Consider the following 15,111-nt stretch of genomic DNA (forward strand, 5'->3'; position numbering starts at 1 on the left):
GCGGCGGTTAGCGATGCCGCGCTGCAGCATCAACCTACTGAGGGCCGTTGAGATACTTCCCCAGCCAGCTGAACACCTCATCGTACCACTGAACCGAGTTCTTCGGCTTCAAAACCCAGTGGTTCTCGTCAGGGAAGATCAGCAGGCGCGAAGGAATGTCGCGCCGCTGGAGTGCCGTGAACGCCGCGATTCCCTGCGTGTAGGGAATGCGAAAGTCGTTCTCGCTGGTGATGACCAGTTGCGGCGTCTTCCACGCGGTCACGTAATTCGCCGGATTCCACTGCTCGAACGCCTGCGGGTCCTCGTAATAGGGCTTTCCGCCATGCTCCCACTCGTCGAACCACAGCTCTTCGGTTTCGTAAGCCATGGCACGGGCATCGAAGACGCCATCGTGCTGGACCAGGCACTTGAACCGATCGGGCCAGCGGCCTTCGATCCAGTTCATCATGTAGCCGCCGTAAGAGCCGCCAGCCGCGCAGGCCTTGTCGACGTCGAGCTGGGCATCGTTCGCGGTCGCGAACGCCAGGCCCTTTTGCAGATCCTCTAGCGGCCAGCCGCCCCAATTCTTGTTGATCGCGTCGGTGAAGGCCTGTCCGTATCCCGTGGAGCCGTGGAAATCGACGGACACCGCCGCATAGCCGGGACCAGTGAAAACGCGCGGATTCCAGCGGAACGACCAACTGTTCGCGAACGTGCCCTGCGGGCCGCCGTGGACAAGCAGCAGGACGGGGAGCTTGGCGGCCGCGGCGTATTGCGGGCCACCGGGCTTCAGCGTCCATCCCCAGACGACGTCGTTGTTGGCGCCCTTGAAGCTGAACTTCTTGAGGGTGACCGGGTCGAGCTTAGCGAGAAGCTCGCGGTTTGCGTACGTGAGTTGCCTGGTCTTCCCGCTACGGTTGAGGAGGTAAATGTCGTCCGGCGCCATGATGCTGTTCATGGTCGCGACCGCGCCTCCGTTCGGGAGAGCGCGGACATTGCCATAGTGACCGTCCTTGGTGAGGCGCGTGACCTTGCCGGTAAGCGCGTCGACGCGGAACACCGGCTGCTCCAGCGTATCTTCGGCGGTGACGAGCAAGCTCTTGCCGTCGCGGGCCCATTCGATCGAGCCGACGCTACGATCCCAGCCCTGCGTCAAGGCGCGGGTTTGGCCCGTCGCGAGGTCGCGAAGCTGGAGGACCTGGCGGTCGGCCTCATACCCAGCGCGCGCCATCGCGAAGTAAGCGAGCGTCCGGCCGTCGGGCGACACCGCCGGCAGGTTGTCGGTGCCGTCGTTGGCGTCGGTCAGGTTGACCGGCGGAGTGCTGCCGTCCGCGGGGCTCGCAAAGATGTCGAGGTTGGTCGAGAGCGGCTCGATCCGCCCCGCCTCACGAAGCGCGAAGAAGACGGTCTTGCCGTCCGGCGCGAAAGCGATCTCCTCGCCGCCGCCCATTGGTTTCGATGGCGTGTCGCCCTCCAACTGGCCGGTAAGGCGAACGCCACCGCCGGTCAGCTTCCCGCCTTCGATCGGGAAGGCATAGATGCGCGAACGCGTGCCCGGCTCAGCCCAGCTGTCCCAGTGACGAACGAATAGCTTGTCGTAGGTCCGGCCACTGCCCGCCGGCTTCGCTGGAAACGTCGTCGCGGCGCAGGCAAGGTCCGGGCAGTCCTTCTGATCGGCCCAGACGACGACGCGATCGCCGGCCGGCGAAAGCTTGAAGCCGGAAACGTCCGCGCCGAAATCGCTGATCTGTTGCGAAGCCCCGCCGACCGGCATGCGGAAGAGCTGGTCGCGGTCGCCTGACTTCATCAGGAAGTAGAGCGCGCCGTCACTGCCGAACACCGCGTCATGGCCCTTCTCCGCTCCGGCCACGCGCTGCGGAGTCGCACCAGGTCGGGTCAGGTCGAGGAGGTAGAGCGTATTGTTTCGCTTGTTCGCGTCGAAGTCGGTGTCGGAGATGGTGAACACCGCCCACTTGCCGTCCGGCGAGATTTCCGGCGCACCGACGCGATGCATCGACTGCATGTCGGTCGCGGTCATCGGGCGAGCAACGACTGGGGAAGCGGAAACGAACGCGGCAACCAACGCAGCCGCACGCAACGATTTTACCATGCAGGCGACCTAGCGGGGCGCGCGCCGCCGTTCAATATCCCGATGCTGACCTAAAATGCCGGGCCCTGGATCAATTTCAGGGTGACGTCAGTGCTAGACCGGCCGTCCCGTAATCCGCGAGATTTCGCGCTTCACATGCTCATCGACGAGGCGCGGAAGATTGTCGTCGAGCCATTGCTTCAGCATCGGCCGAAGCATTTCGCGGATCATGTCCTCCAGCGGATTGCCCTGCGGAGGAGGCGGGGCGCTTGCGGCGACGGTGCTGAGCTGGTCGAGCGCGCTTCGCGTGGCGCCGGCTGTCGCGGCGTCGATGAGGGGCGGGCCGGCGTCAGCCTTCAGCGCGACTTCTTCCTCCAGTTCGAGGACATCGTCGTCGGCGCTGTCCTGATAATCCTGCTGGACCTCATTGCTGGGCTGCGCGGTCCGTGCATCCTTGTCCTCCGCGATCACTTTCTTGATCGAGGCAAGGATGTCTTCCATCGAAGGTTCGCGGCCGGAAGCAATCATTTACGGCGATATCGCTTATTGCGGCGGCTGAGTCACGCCTGTCGTAGCGGGGGCGGTCACCGGTATTCCGGTCGTCGGCGGGGCGAACGGAGCCGGGACGACATCCGGAGTGACGATCGGGCTCGCCGGCATCTCGCTGGAGTCGACGGTCCGGGTTGCGACCGGCACATATTTCGGATCACGCGCCCAGTCGCTCCAATTGCCGGCGACACGGCGGTAATTGCCGAGCGGATCGTAGAGCGGTCCGCCATCGAGGCCGAGGTCCTGCGCTTCCGCCTGTCCCATCGCGTTCAGCAGCTGGAAGCCGGCGACGTACGCGTCGCGGCGCGCCGTCACGAGCAGCACCTGCGAATTCAGAAGCTCCTGTTCGGCATCGAGGACGTCGAGAACAGTTCGGGTACCGACGCTTTGCTCCGCGCGAACGCCTTCGAGGGCAAGTTCGTTGGCCTTCACGGCCACCGTTTGAGATTCGATCGCCTTTTGAGCCGCATGGTAGTTGGCGAAGGCGGCGCGGGTCGTCGAAACCACCGCGCGCTCAGTGCCGACCACCTGCTCCTGAAGCTGGCCACGGAGCGCCTCCGACTGGCGGATGCGCGCTGCGGGAAGACCGCCCTGGAACAGGGGCAGGCTGACGTTGACGCCAGCGGTCGTCTGAGTGCCGGTGTTCGGCGCAGGCCCGTTGTTGCCGTTGAGGTTGTTGAGATACGTGCCGCTGATACCTGCCGAGACACTCGGCAGGCGCGTGCCCTCTGCGACGCGGATGTCATAGCCGGCAGCCACCGTCTGACGCTGGACGGAGAGCAGATCGGGATTGTCCGCAAGCGCTATCTGAACGGCCTCGGCTTCGGTATTCGGCAGTGGCGGAAGCGGTGGCGGCGGCGCCAGCGTCCCCGGCGGATGCCCCATCACTTCGCGATAGCGCGCTTCGCTCGCGGTCTGCTGCCCGATCGCGAGCGCCAGGCGCGAGCGACCCAGCTGGAGCCGCGCCTCGGACTGAGCCACGTCGGTGCGGGTGAGATCGCCGATCTCGAAGCGGTCGTTGGTGGCCTGGAGGTTGGTCTCCAGCACCTTCACGTTGTTGGCGTTGAGCTCGACGGTGGCGCGGTCGCGAATGACGTCCATGTAGGACGCAACAGCCTGGGTGAAGACGTCACCTTCAACCGCGCGCAACGTTGCACGGCCAGCTTCAACGCGCTTCTCCGCAGCCTTGACCGAGTTTTTGACCCGACCGCCGCTGAACAACGGATAGCTGAGATCGGCGCCGACCGAGAGGGTCGGACCGCTGCCGCCAGTGTCGAGGATGCCGCTGCGCGACAGATCCTTATTGATGCCGGCGGTCGCGCTCAGCGTGGGGCGTCCGGCAGCCTTGGCGATTGCCACGTTGGCGTCGGTCGCCCGCAAGGACTCGCGCTGTCCCGTCAGTGTCGGGTTCGTCTGGTAAGCAGACACGAGCGCCTCGCGCAGCGTGTCGGCCGAAGCCGTTCCAGCCAGCAGCACTGCGGCGATGGTGGCAATGGCGGTGTTGCGGATCACGACCTACGAACTCCGGATAATCAGAAAGTGAACACTCGCGGACGCTCGAAGCCGGGCAGTGCCGGCGTCGCCATGTCCGCGATCGAGATTTGCCCGAAACCGCCTCCAACCTTGCGGCCGACGAACAGGCGCGTGATCCCCTTGTCGACGATCGCCCCGCCGAGCCGTCCGCCGTCCACAAGCTGGTCGATAAGCGCGTCGGGAACATACTCGACCGCGCCGTCGATCAGGATCAGGTCATAAGGCGCCTTGGCCGGATAGCCCTCCTGGAGCGGCCCTTCGATGGGCTTGGCGCGGTTCTTGCGGGCGATCGCAGCCAATTCCGTAGAGGACTCAAGAGCAACCACCTCAAGGCCCAGCTCGGCCATCACGGCGGCCGAATAGCCGGTTGCGGCGCCAACAATCAGCGCACGTTCGCCGCGCAAGGGCGTGAGCGCGGTCAACAGCAGGCCAAGGACGGCGGATGAGGTCAGCGCCCTGCCCTCACCGAGCGGGATCGATCGGTCGATATAGGCGAGCGGCTTCAGCTCATCGGGCACGAACTTCTCGCGCGGGACGACCGACATCGCCTCGATCACCGAGGGGTCGTTCACGCCTTGCGGGCGAAGCTGGGAATCGACCATCGCCTGGCGCGCGGCCGCATAGTCCGGAACGGGTGCGTGTGCGGTCATGACTGTTATATGCTGCTAATACACCTAGGATGCAAGGGCGGTCTTATCCGCCGACGCCGCATCCGCCAAGGGCAAGCAGTGCCCGTTGGTCGAAACTGATGGCCCGTCGGCCCGAAACCCACTCGTGCCCTAGCCCGCCGGACTGGCGAAGGAGCGGAGCGCATCTTCGTGCGCAGGCAGCGACGCCACAGCCCTCGCGATGTTCCCCTGAAGGTTCGCGAGAGCCTCCTTCATTTGCGTTTCCGGCATCAGGCGAGCGGCAGGATGGTAACTCAACGGCTGGAGCCGCTGCCCGAGCATGACCTGGACCCAGCTGTCGATCCGGAACAGGTCGTGCGTGTCCTGGTAGACGTGCGCGGCGTCGCGGAAGAGCGCAATGCGCTGCTTCAGCGTATCGGGAATGTCGAGGTCGCGGCAGTCGCGCCAGAAGTCCGACCCTTCGCGTTCGTTCAAATGATAGTGGAGAACGATGAAGTCGCGGATGGCTTCGATCTCGCGATTGGCCTGTTCGTTGAAGCGCTCCGAGATCGCCGGGCTGACACCGCGCGATGGGAAAACCTGGAGAAGCCGCGTCACCGCAATCATGATCAGGTGGATGCTGGTCGATTCCAGCGGCTCGATAAAGCCGCTCGATAGGCCGAGCGCGATGCAGTTCTTCACCCAGACCTGGGGGCGCTGGCCCGCCTTGAAGCGGATCAGCCGCGGCTCGATCAACACATCGCCTTCGAGCTTTTCATTCAGCAATTCGCGCGCTCGTTCGTCGCTCATGTGAGCGCTCGAATAGACCAGCCCATTGCCGACGCGGTGCTGGAGCGGGATCTTCCAGCGCCAGCCCGCCTCATGCGCCATCGCCCGCGTGTACGGCCGCGGCGATTCGACCTGCCTCGTCTGCACCGCGAGCGCGCTGTCGGTCGGAAGCCACTTCGACCAGTCCTCGAACTTGCAGCCGAGCGCCTTGTCGATCAGCAGTGCGCGGAAGCCCGTGCAGTCGATGAACAGGTCGCCCTCGACGACTTGCCCGTCCTCCAGCACGAGCGCTTCGATGTCGCCGGTTTCGCCATTCTGGCGAACCTCGCCAATCTTTCCCTCGACCCGGCGAACGCCGGCAGCCTCGGCGAGCCCGCGCAGGTAGCGGCCATAGAGGCCGGCATCGAGGTGATAGGCGTAGTTGAGCGGCACGTTGCCGGACGCCGCGAAACGCCCCTGAGCAGCTGCTTCATGCTCCAGGCAATAGGGCCCAATGTCCTGCGCGATCCCGAGTTCGTGCGCGCGGAGCCAAAAGTGGTGGAAATCGACCATCCAGGTCGACCGGCCGATCGCACCGAACGAATGAATGTAGCGGTCGCCTTCCCGCGCCCAGTCCTCGAACGAAATGCCGAGCTTGAAGGTCGAGCCGGTCGCGCGCACGAAGTCCGCTTCGTCGATGCCCATATATTCGTGGAACGTCCGCGCCGTCGGGATGGTCGATTCGCCGACTCCGACCGTCCCGATCTCGTCGGATTCGACGAGGGTGATGTCGAGCAGGCCGCCGAGCTGATTCACCAACGCATAGGCTGCGATCCAGCCGGCAGTCCCGCCGCCCGCGATCACGATGCGCTTGATCTTCTGTCCATCCATCTTAGCGATTGAGCCTTTGCAGGAGGTCGGCGCGCAAGCGGCGCGCCATCGTATCGTCGAGCGGCGAGAGGACGCCGCGCGCATGCTCCGGAAGATGCGCGCCCGCTCGCGCACCGTCTCCGAACACGTAATAGTCGAACAGGGTCTTCCAGGCCGCCTTCTCCGCTTCGGGGCGGTCGCGGAGGCTGAGGATCGCGTGCAGCAAGGTCGTCATCGGGCTGTCGACGAAGCGCGGCGTCGCGTTCCACCAGTAGTTGATCATCACGTTGAAGGGGTCGAGCGCCTCGACATTGTGCCACCACATTGCAGGGTAGATCAGCAAGTCCCCGGTTCGAGTTCCGCCACCTGGGCCGCTTCCAGAGCTTCGCGAAACGACGGGAAGCGCTCGAAGTCCGGATCGCGCAGGTCGACCATGCTGACGACCTGGCCGCCAGGTGTCGGCTCCAGCGGTCCCGGGTGCAGGTTCGCGATCTGGTCCGGCGGGAAGAGCGTGAAGCGACGATGCCCGACGAGGTTGCACGCGATGTTGTTCGAGAAATCGTAATGCGTGCTGGCAATCGTCCGGTTGCCGATCCAGATGCTGGCGATCGGCGGATGCGTGTCGAAGGGCGCGAGGGTCGCAGGTAGCCGGTTCTCGCTTGCCAGCTCGGGCAGGAAGAACTCGAGGTCGGTCGAGCCAATGTAAAACGATGGCGCGTCAGGATCGTCGAGGTGATCGGCGATACGCTGGAGAAAATCCTTTAGCGGCACGCGCCTGGCGTCGAAGTTCAGGCCGCTGACGTCCTCATTGTAGAAGAACCGGCCGCCAATCTCGGGCGCGCCGGTGTAGCCGACAACGGGCCGGCCGGCGTCGAAGCCTGAAAGATAGTCGATGGCCGCTCGCGGGCCTTGCAGCCCCCGCTGCACCAACGGCCAGTCCTTCACGACGCCTTTCAGGATTGCGGGCTCGCCGTGGTCAATCAGGGCTTGGATGGGCAGCGCATCGGCCCGCAACCCTTCGATGATGCGGGCGCTCTTCATCCCGCCAGGACCGGCGCGCCTTCAATCTTGCGCCGCTTGCGTTCGACGAGCCGGTTCATATTCGGAAGCGAAGAGCGAATGAAGATCGCCGGGGCGAGAAAGCCCTCGCGATGGAGCCGCTCGAGCTGGTCGCTTGCCAGCGCCTGAAATTGCTCCATGCCGATCGTGAACATCTCGCCGAGGCGATAGTGCGTCCCGTCTCCGAGCTGAACGTCGATGTCGAGCGGCTGGATAAGACCCAGTTCCTCGAACAACGCGAACATCAGGGGTGACGCCACAAGGCCTTCATGGATCAGGCCCAGCCTGCTGGTCACCATGTCGAGATAGGCGCTGTTGCCTCCGTGCTCCCTGAATAACGGCTCGCCGCTCTCCGACCCACGCGTGGGTCGTCCATATCGATATGCACGGCCAGTGCTGGTTCGGCCCCGTCGATGCCTTCGCGAATACCGAGGAAGAAGGGGCCGCGAGCAATCGTGGCTGGGATGTAGCGGGCGTCCCATCGGTCGCCGTCGAGGAAAAGATTCTCACCCTTGTCGAGGCCGAGCAGCGCAACGGCGACGTACCGGCCATCCTGGTCCTTGCGAATGAAGATCGGATATTCCCGCTGAACCTCCTCGAACTCGCCGGGGACGACGAGCGCCTGGTTCACAAGGTCGCGGTCTGCGCTGGCGATGGTCGCGACACGCAGCGACTGGTGCTCGACATTGTCCAGCGGAACCCGGTTCGACAAAACCCACCCCTACAAACGGAATGATGCCGCTGCCCTGGGGCAGCGGCATCACACTTACTGCTTACTAACAGACCTTATCCAGTGCGAAGCTTCCTAGCCACGCTCCGGTGCCGGCGGCGGCGGCGGAGGCGGAGGCGGCGGAACCGGGCACGCGTCGGTCGCCAGGATCACCGATCCGTCGGAGCAGGTCTGCGTCGCCGGAGGTGGCGGCGGAGGCGGAGGCGGCGGCGGGGCGGAGGCGGCGGCGGTGCAACCGTATCTCCACCGAACCGGTACCGGGCGCCGAGGTAGTAGCGAGCATGCCCTTCCTGAGCGAAGAACAGCTGCTTCTTGCTGCGGCCGTAGACCCGGAGATCCTCACCAAGGACGTTCACGCCTTCGAATGACACCGAGAAGTGATTGTTGAGCTCATATCCCAGTGAGAAATCGAGGGTTCCGTAAGGCTCGAAGTACCGCGGATTGCGGCTGCCGCCGTTGTTCACGGAAGCCAGGAACGTCCCGCGCCAATTGTATGCAACGCGGGCCGAGAAACCCCACTTTTCGAAGATACCGGTGATGTTTGCGCTGTCGCTAAGACCGGTCAGCGCGAACACGTTGGTCCCGGCGGAGAGCCGCGGTCGAAGTCCACGTCGCCGAACACCTTGGTCAGAGAGCCGGCGATACCGAAGCCGCTGTCCCCGAAGAAGTGCTGACCCTGGAGCTCGAAGCCGTAGATCTTGCCAGTCCGGTTGTTGATCGGCCGGGTGACCGCGAACGTGAAGAACGGATCGTTGGCATCCGGAACGACGTTCACCGCCGCGAGGACCTGGTCCACGAAGGCCTGGTTCAGTTGCTGCGTGGCCACGTTGTAGTTGGCCATGAACTGAGCGTCGGCCGCTGCAGTGCTGCCGCCGTTCTGGATCAGCAACGCAGTGTACGTGAACATGCTCACGTCGCTGACCGGCACGCCGAGCGAGCCGAGCTGACTGACGGCCAGTCCGGACCGGCTTCCCGCTGCGCCGGAGCTCGGGTCCCTAAGTCCGAACAGCTGTTCGTCGAAGGTGCCCTGCCCAACAAAGTTCTTCACGCTCTTGGCGAAGAAGCCTGCCGAGACATAGCTGGAGGGCGCGTAGTACCACTCGAGGCTGATATCGAGGTTGCTCGAAACCAGCGGCTTCAGGTCGGGATCACCGCCGTTGCCGGTTGCAACACCGCCAAGGAACGTCGGACGGTTCGGAGCATTGGCTGAAACCGACGCGAACAGGTTCCCGTAGTCAGGCCGTGCGAGCGTCTTGCTGAGCGAGACACGCGCGACGACCTTGTCCATCGGTTCGATCCGGAAATCGATCGACGGCAGGAAGTTCGTGTACTGTCCCTTCGACGTCAAACCGCTGACGCTGGAGCTGACGACGCGGCTGAAGTCGTTGTCGCTGTCCCACTGGATGTACGCCGGGATGGCCTGGAGCGTGAAGGAATTGACCTTCGTGGTTTCCCACCTGACGCCGCCGACGACGCTTGCCGGCCGACCGACAAAATCACCCTTCCAGCTAAGCTGGGCGTAGAGTGACGTGACCTTCTCCGTGACGCGATCGTAGTCATTGGCAGTGATGCCCACCGCGTTACCGGGTTGCGTCCCCGGGGTCAGCGGCTGGCCGTCCGCTGCATATGCTGGCGACAGGATCTCGTACATTTCGACGGCATTGCCGCGGAACGCGACGTCTGCGCTCGTCGGGTTGAAGTGATCGAACTGGCAAGCGAGACAGAACTGGTGAACCAGGTTGCCGGTCAGCTGCTGGATGTCGCCGACTTGTCCGATACCCCAGTCACCGAGCTGCTGCTGGGTCTGGATACGAGTGCTCGTCATCCTCGAATTGATGCGAGCTCCGCCGACATCGAAGCGAGCGCCGCCTCCGAAGTCCCACCCGAGATCGGCGCGGAACTGGTTGACGCGGTGGGTCTGGCTCGTCGTCGCGGTACGCGCGATCTGCGTGCCCAAGTCGCCGATATCCAGGATACCATTGTTATTGCCGCGGTCGTCCGGCGTACCGGCGATGCCGTCGACACCAAGGCCGCTATCGTTCAGCGTCCAATCCTGAAGCGGGATGTCGCCGCTGTAGTCGACCGAGTGAGCGTCGACGACCGGGGCGCCCATGCCAACCAAAGTCGAGCTGGTCCCATTGGGAGCGTCCGGCGTTGTGCGGGACTTGGACGTATTGCCGTCCAGGTTAAGCGTCAGCCCATCGACGATTTCCCAGTTGGCATTCACGCCATAGCTGGTGAGCTTGGTCTTTAGCGCACGATAAACCTGTTCGAAGCCAATGTCCTTCGTCCCGTAGCCGACGCCTTCGTCGAGATAGATCGCGGTCGCTACCACCGGGTCGTTGTCGAAGGTCACATTGTCGAACGGCCGGTTGAACCAGTTCGTCTGCTCGGCCCGTTCCTCACGCACTTTGTTCTGAGCGAACAGTGCATCTCCAGTGATGGTCAGAGTCTCGATCGGCTTGAACTGGACAACGCCGCTGACATTGATGCGCTCGCGGTTGAACTTCGAATAATCGTACCGGCTGTCGTTCGGGATGGCGACGAGCTGGTTCGGATCCGACGGCGCATTCTGGATCACCGTGCTCGGTCCGCGGCCCGGCATCGAGCTGAACGGAGCGATATTCCAGTCGTTGGAGATGGCGCCCGCCGCCTCATTCTTGCGCTTCTGATAGGCGCCGAAAATGCTGAAGCCGACCGTATCGGCATCGTTGGACCAGCCGATCACACCAGACGCTTCAGGCGTGACCTTAAAGCTCGAGAGACTGGTGTCCCACAGCGCCTTGCCGCCGACATTGCCCCACAGGCCCGTCCTTCCATCTTCGAGCGGACGTTGCGTGACGATGTCGATCGTGGCGCCGATGCCGCCCGACGGAATCGCCGCACGTCCGGTCTTGAAGACCTCGAGGCGAGACACGCCTTCGGAGGCGAGGTTCGAGAAGTCGAAGGAGCGGCTGGTCGCGCGACCGAAGTCACCGCCGTCCGTTCCGACCAGGTCGACCTGCGAGGTCGCCAGCTGGCGGCCGTTGACCGTCACCAGGTTGAACTGGGGACCGAAGCCGCGAACGGTGACAGTGGAGCCTTCGCCACCGCGACGCTCAATGGAGACGCCCGGAATGCGCTGGAGCGATTCGGCGAGGTTTGTATCCGGGAACTTGCCGATTTCTTCGGCAGAAACGGCATCGACGACGCCGGTCGCGTTGCGCTTGATGTCGCGGGCGCGCTCGTACGAGGCGCGGACACCGGTAACGACGATCTCGTTCGTTGCCGCATCGTCATCACCCGGCGGCGTGCCGGCTTCGGCCGGGTTGGCGGCACTATCAGCCGGAGGCGCTTCAGGGGTGGAAGGTTGTGTCTGGGCGTAGGCCGGAAATGCTACGGTGCACGTTGCGATGATCGATGCGCCAATCAGCAAGGAGCGGCGAACCGCCGAAACGCCCTGCTCGTCGGACGGAATCCGACCCCAGTAACTGCCATGTGTCTCTCCCCTGTATAGTCCGTTTCGCACCGCTAAGCCCCATTTGTTAGCGGTAACATCTCTCCACCTTATGTCGGCGCCTCAGAATCACGTTAGCGCTAACAGAAGAGCCGGAGTTGTTTCACTTAAGTTAGAGTATTTCAAGAGGGGGCTTCGAGCCGTGACAACTTCTCACCGGAAGTGAACAAGTCGGGGCGTTGCGGTCCTGGCGACAATCCGTTGCTTTGGAGCGACAGGATGCTGTTTCGCCCGCTGCCGTTGGCGGCATGATTCGCGGTTGCCTTCCAAATCTTGAGATGCCATCAGCACTCGCGCCTGGCGTGCTCGCCAGGACATTGCCGCGATCGGATCATTCTTGCTTCGGACGCGGTTCGCCTCAACAGAATTGTTCGACGATTCTGGTCGGTTAAGGCCCGATGGCGGAGTGGTTACGCAGAGGACTGCAAATCCTTGCACGCCGGTTCGATTCCGGCTCGGGCCTCCATCCTCATTCCCTTAATTCGGTTCGTCCGCCGTTGCGGCGATCATGCGATGGCGAACGCAAGCAGCAGGAACAGGATGATGCCGATCGCGATGGCGGGGCCCGGTCGGAGACCCGCAAGGCCAAGTCGAGATTCGCGCCAGCCGTGGCGGTAAAGCAACACTAGCCCCACATTAGCAGCGCGGCTGCAACCGGCAACGTCACGTCAAAAGGAAACGGCGCCCCATCCGGAAGATGGGACGCCGTCCTTAACTGCCGTGAGGCGTTCCTTAGAAAGCCAGGCTGAGCGTTCCCGAAATCGTGCGCGGAGCGCCGATCTGGACAAAGTTCGGGTTGCCGTAGCTGGTGCCGCTGAACGCCTGGTTCAGGCCACCGTTGAAACCGCCGACATAGAATTCGTCGAACAGGTTGTAGACGTTGAGCTGGAAGTAGCTCTTTTCCAGGCCCTTGAGCATCGTCAGCTTCACGCGAGCGTCCAGGTTGACGAGCGTGTAGGCCGGCGCCTTGGACGGGAAGATCTCGACCGCCGAAGGGCTGCCGATCGTTCCCGAATAAGTCGGCAGGTTCGTGTCGAACACGTAGCGCGGACCGGTCCGCTTCACGGTCGCGCCCAGCTCGAAGATGCTGAAGCGGCCGACCGCCGATCCACCGAAGGAGTACTTTGGCGAACCCGATTCGTACTTGCCCTTGGTGAAGGCGCAGCTGCGAATAATGTCGGCTTGGGTCGCACCCGCCGGAACGTTGTCGCAGTCCGTCACCTGGTTCACGCCAGTGCCGAAGCGGCCAATCTGGATATTGTCCTGGATCTTCGAGCGCATCCACGAACCGAACGCATAAAGCGTCAGCTCCTTCATCGGCTCGTAGGCGACAGAGCCGTCGATACCCCACTTATTCACGCGGCCGAGGTTTCGGTACACGGTCTTGTCCAGTTCAGGATCGTAGGCGGAGGCCAGTCGATCGTTGAACTTCGTGTACCAGCCAGCGACCTGCGCCTGGATCTTGGAGCTCGAGTAGCGAAGACCCGTGTCGAACGAGTCCGTCGTTTCCGGCGTCGGCTTGGCCTGTGCCGTGCCTTCGGGGAAGTAGAACGCGTTGTACAGATTGTCCGTGCTCGGGACCGAGATGTTCTTCGTGTAGTTCGCGAAGGCCGAAATCGCGTTCGTGAAGTTGTACACGAGGCCCAGGTCTGGAAGGAACTTGTGATACTTCAGGACCCGGTGACCCGGAGGCGAGAAGCCGGTGATGGCGCCCGTCGTCGGGTTGAAGGTGTACGGGTTGTTCGCCGCGATGACGGCGTCGAGGGCCGCATCCTGGCCGCTGCATTCCACGAAGCCGCTAGCCGACGAGGTGAAGCAGAAGTTCTCCAGGTCACGTTTGAAGTACGGCATGCTCGCGCCGAGCACTACCCGCAGCGGGCCGAACTGGCCGCGATACTGTGCCGCGAACTTGTTCAGGATGGCGTAGGACTGACGGTCACGCTTCTGGAGGTCGAAGCCTGACTTCACAGCGATCGGGTCGTTGACGGGAAATACGTCCACAGGCTCGCCATTCGACTTCACATATCCGACCTGACCGGTCTGGCGGTGGTTCGAATAGTCATGCGTGTATGTCGCGCGAACGATGTGATCCGGGTTGATCTCGTAGGCGAGGCCCGCAACCACCGCGTAACGCCGCGTGCGGGTCTGGCTTGGCGCGAGGACCGTCACCTGGTCGAGCACGTCGCCATCGCCGTTCAGGTCGACACCGTTCAGGTACGGGCTTCCGCCGAAGTAGCCGCCGACGCAGGTGATGTTCACGTTCGGAGCCGCCGTCGAGCAGTTCGCACGGCCACCGGTCGGGTTGATGTCGTAACCAAATTCACGGGCGGTCGCCGTGCCGCCGCCATTGGCCTTGGTGTACTGGTAGCTCGGGTCGACCGTGAGGGTCAGCGCGTCGGTCAGCGAGAAACGCGAGTTGCCGCGGATGTTGACGCTGTTCGACGGGTTGTAGCGCCGATCGAACTCGGTGCCGCAAGTGTTCGCCAGATCGGCGAGACCCGGGCGCGCGACGGCGGTCTGGCACGGGAAGTTGATGTCGTACTCGCGCTCGTCGTTGTTGCGCGGGAAGCGATTTCCGGTGCCCGAGCCAACCGTTCGGTTGGCGTCCCAGCGAAGCGGAAGCGAGCCGAAAAAGTTGTTGCGGTCCTGATTGTAGCGGCCAGCGATCGAGATGAAGTCGCCGTTGCTGCCGATCGGCTGATAGATTTTGGCGTTATACTGCTGGCGCTTCAGTTTGCCGTAGTTGTTGAAGGGGTTGTCGTAGCCCGACATGCTGGCGGCGACGAACGCGCGCGTGCCCCACTTGGTGAACTCACCCGTGTCGAACATGCCGAAGAAGCGGCGATAATCATATTCACCGAGCGAGATGTTCACCAGGCCGCCCGGCGTCGTCGAAGGCGTGCGCGTGCGCTGGTTGATCGTGCCACCGACAGCAGAGGCCGTCGGAGAGTCGACGTCGGTCGAGCCGAGGTTGACGTTGACCTGCTCGATCAGCTCCGGATCGATCGAGAAGTTCGAGTAGATGTTATAGTTGCCGCTGTCGTTCAGCTGGATTCCGTCAAGCGTGTAGCTAACGCGCGTCGAATCGAAGCCCCGCATGGTGAGCGTGCCGCCCGCGTTGCCGTAGGCATCGTTGTTCTGGAAGCTGACGCCCGGAACGATGTTGATCGTGTCGAGGACCGTCTGGCCGGGCCGCTGCGGCTGATCATTTCCTGCGTGACGACGGCCTTGGCCTTGGTCGCGTCGGGAGTCTGGATGCCTCCGACGTCCTTGGTCCGGCTTCCGGTGACGACGATCGCTTCCTTGTCGAATTCGACCGAGCCGGTGGACTGGGCGTAGGCGGTGGCAGGCATGAACAATGCCGCCGTGGTGCACAGCAGAAACGCTCTTTTCACGTAAAACCCCGATGGTTGATTTAGATAACCCGGGA

The 15,111-nt window shown here is 63.3% G+C and carries 9 protein-coding genes, 1 tRNA gene and 2 pseudogenes; 1 reads left to right on the top strand and 11 read right to left on the bottom strand.

The genetic code is table 11. The features are described from left to right. Nucleotides 1–34: 34 nt before the first annotated feature. The 9 genes and pseudogenes from H9L15_RS02125 to H9L15_RS02160 all read right to left on the bottom strand — a co-directional run bounded on the left by H9L15_RS02125 (nucleotide 35) and on the right by H9L15_RS02160 (nucleotide 11,693). Nucleotides 35–2,089 (bottom strand): S9 family peptidase, encoded by a 2,055-nt coding sequence (locus tag H9L15_RS02125; protein WP_187715004.1) that lies wholly within the window; start codon nucleotides 2,087–2,089, stop codon nucleotides 35–37. 93 nt (nucleotides 2,090–2,182) lie between these two features. Next, complete coding sequence (locus H9L15_RS02130; protein ID WP_223276430.1) at nucleotides 2,183–2,596, bottom strand: DUF2497 domain-containing protein; 414 nt, start codon at nucleotides 2,594–2,596, stop codon at nucleotides 2,183–2,185. A gap of 15 nt (nucleotides 2,597–2,611) precedes the next feature. Beyond that, complete coding sequence (locus H9L15_RS02135; RefSeq protein ID WP_223276431.1) at nucleotides 2,612–4,129, bottom strand: TolC family outer membrane protein; 1,518 nt, start codon at nucleotides 4,127–4,129, stop codon at nucleotides 2,612–2,614. A 20-nt stretch (nucleotides 4,130–4,149) separates the two neighbouring features. Continuing rightward, nucleotides 4,150–4,800, bottom strand: coding sequence for a protein-L-isoaspartate O-methyltransferase family protein (locus H9L15_RS02140; RefSeq protein ID WP_187715005.1), 651 nt, complete (start codon nucleotides 4,798–4,800; stop codon nucleotides 4,150–4,152). 129 nt (nucleotides 4,801–4,929) lie between these two features. After that, nucleotides 4,930–6,417 (bottom strand): tryptophan halogenase family protein, encoded by a 1,488-nt coding sequence (locus H9L15_RS02145; RefSeq protein ID WP_187715006.1) that lies wholly within the window; start codon nucleotides 6,415–6,417, stop codon nucleotides 4,930–4,932. Between the two features lies 1 nt (nucleotide 6,418). Then, a pseudogene (locus H9L15_RS02150) lies at nucleotides 6,419–7,437 on the bottom strand (cupin-like domain-containing protein). Then, nucleotides 7,434–8,167, bottom strand: a pseudogene (locus tag H9L15_RS20070) (SapC family protein). The pseudogenes H9L15_RS02150 and H9L15_RS20070 overlap by 4 nt, the downstream one beginning before the upstream one ends. 167 nt (nucleotides 8,168–8,334) lie before the next feature. Further along, entirely contained in the window at nucleotides 8,335–8,760 is a 426-nt protein-coding gene (locus H9L15_RS18465) for a TonB-dependent receptor (RefSeq protein WP_262984887.1), read from the bottom strand. Next, entirely contained in the window at nucleotides 8,748–11,693 is a 2,946-nt protein-coding gene (locus H9L15_RS02160; protein WP_262984888.1) for a TonB-dependent receptor, read from the bottom strand. The genes H9L15_RS18465 and H9L15_RS02160 overlap by 13 nt, the downstream gene beginning before the upstream one ends. A gap of 380 nt (nucleotides 11,694–12,073) precedes the next feature. On the opposite strand from H9L15_RS02160, the gene H9L15_RS02165 reads away from it, so the two are divergent. Then, nucleotides 12,074–12,147, top strand: a tRNA-Cys gene (locus H9L15_RS02165). A 266-nt stretch (nucleotides 12,148–12,413) separates the two neighbouring features. Here H9L15_RS02165 and H9L15_RS02170 read toward each other — a convergent pair. Together H9L15_RS02170 and H9L15_RS19325 are read right to left on the bottom strand one after the other, a co-directional pair. Next, the gene (locus H9L15_RS02170) at nucleotides 12,414–14,843 is read right to left on the bottom strand and encodes a TonB-dependent receptor (protein WP_317617631.1); all 2,430 of its coding nucleotides are present in this window, start codon (nucleotides 14,841–14,843) and stop codon (nucleotides 12,414–12,416) included. Next, nucleotides 14,726–15,076: a hypothetical protein gene (locus tag H9L15_RS19325; protein WP_317617658.1), complete on the bottom strand. Its 351-nt coding sequence runs from the start codon at nucleotides 15,074–15,076 to the stop codon at nucleotides 14,726–14,728. The genes H9L15_RS02170 and H9L15_RS19325 overlap by 118 nt, the downstream gene beginning before the upstream one ends. Between the last annotated feature and the right edge of the window lie 35 nt (nucleotides 15,077–15,111).

It is taken from the genome of Sphingomonas daechungensis, assembly GCF_014489495.1.
GTDB classification, from domain to species: domain Bacteria; phylum Pseudomonadota; class Alphaproteobacteria; order Sphingomonadales; family Sphingomonadaceae; genus Sphingomicrobium; species Sphingomicrobium daechungense.

What these genes read in the sequence shown, in the direction of transcription:
- H9L15_RS02125 (WP_187715004.1), bottom strand. Translation starts at nt 2,089, where the DNA reads ATGGTAAAATCGTTGCGTGCGGCTGCGTTGGTTGCCGCGTTCGTTTCC.
- H9L15_RS02130 (WP_223276430.1), bottom strand. Translation starts at nt 2,596, where the DNA reads ATGATTGCTTCCGGCCGCGAACCTTCGATGGAAGACATCCTTGCCTCG.
- H9L15_RS02140 (WP_187715005.1), bottom strand. Translation starts at nt 4,800, where the DNA reads ATGACCGCACACGCACCCGTTCCGGACTATGCGGCCGCGCGCCAGGCG.
- H9L15_RS02145 (WP_187715006.1), bottom strand. Translation starts at nt 6,417, where the DNA reads ATGGATGGACAGAAGATCAAGCGCATCGTGATCGCGGGCGGCGGGACT.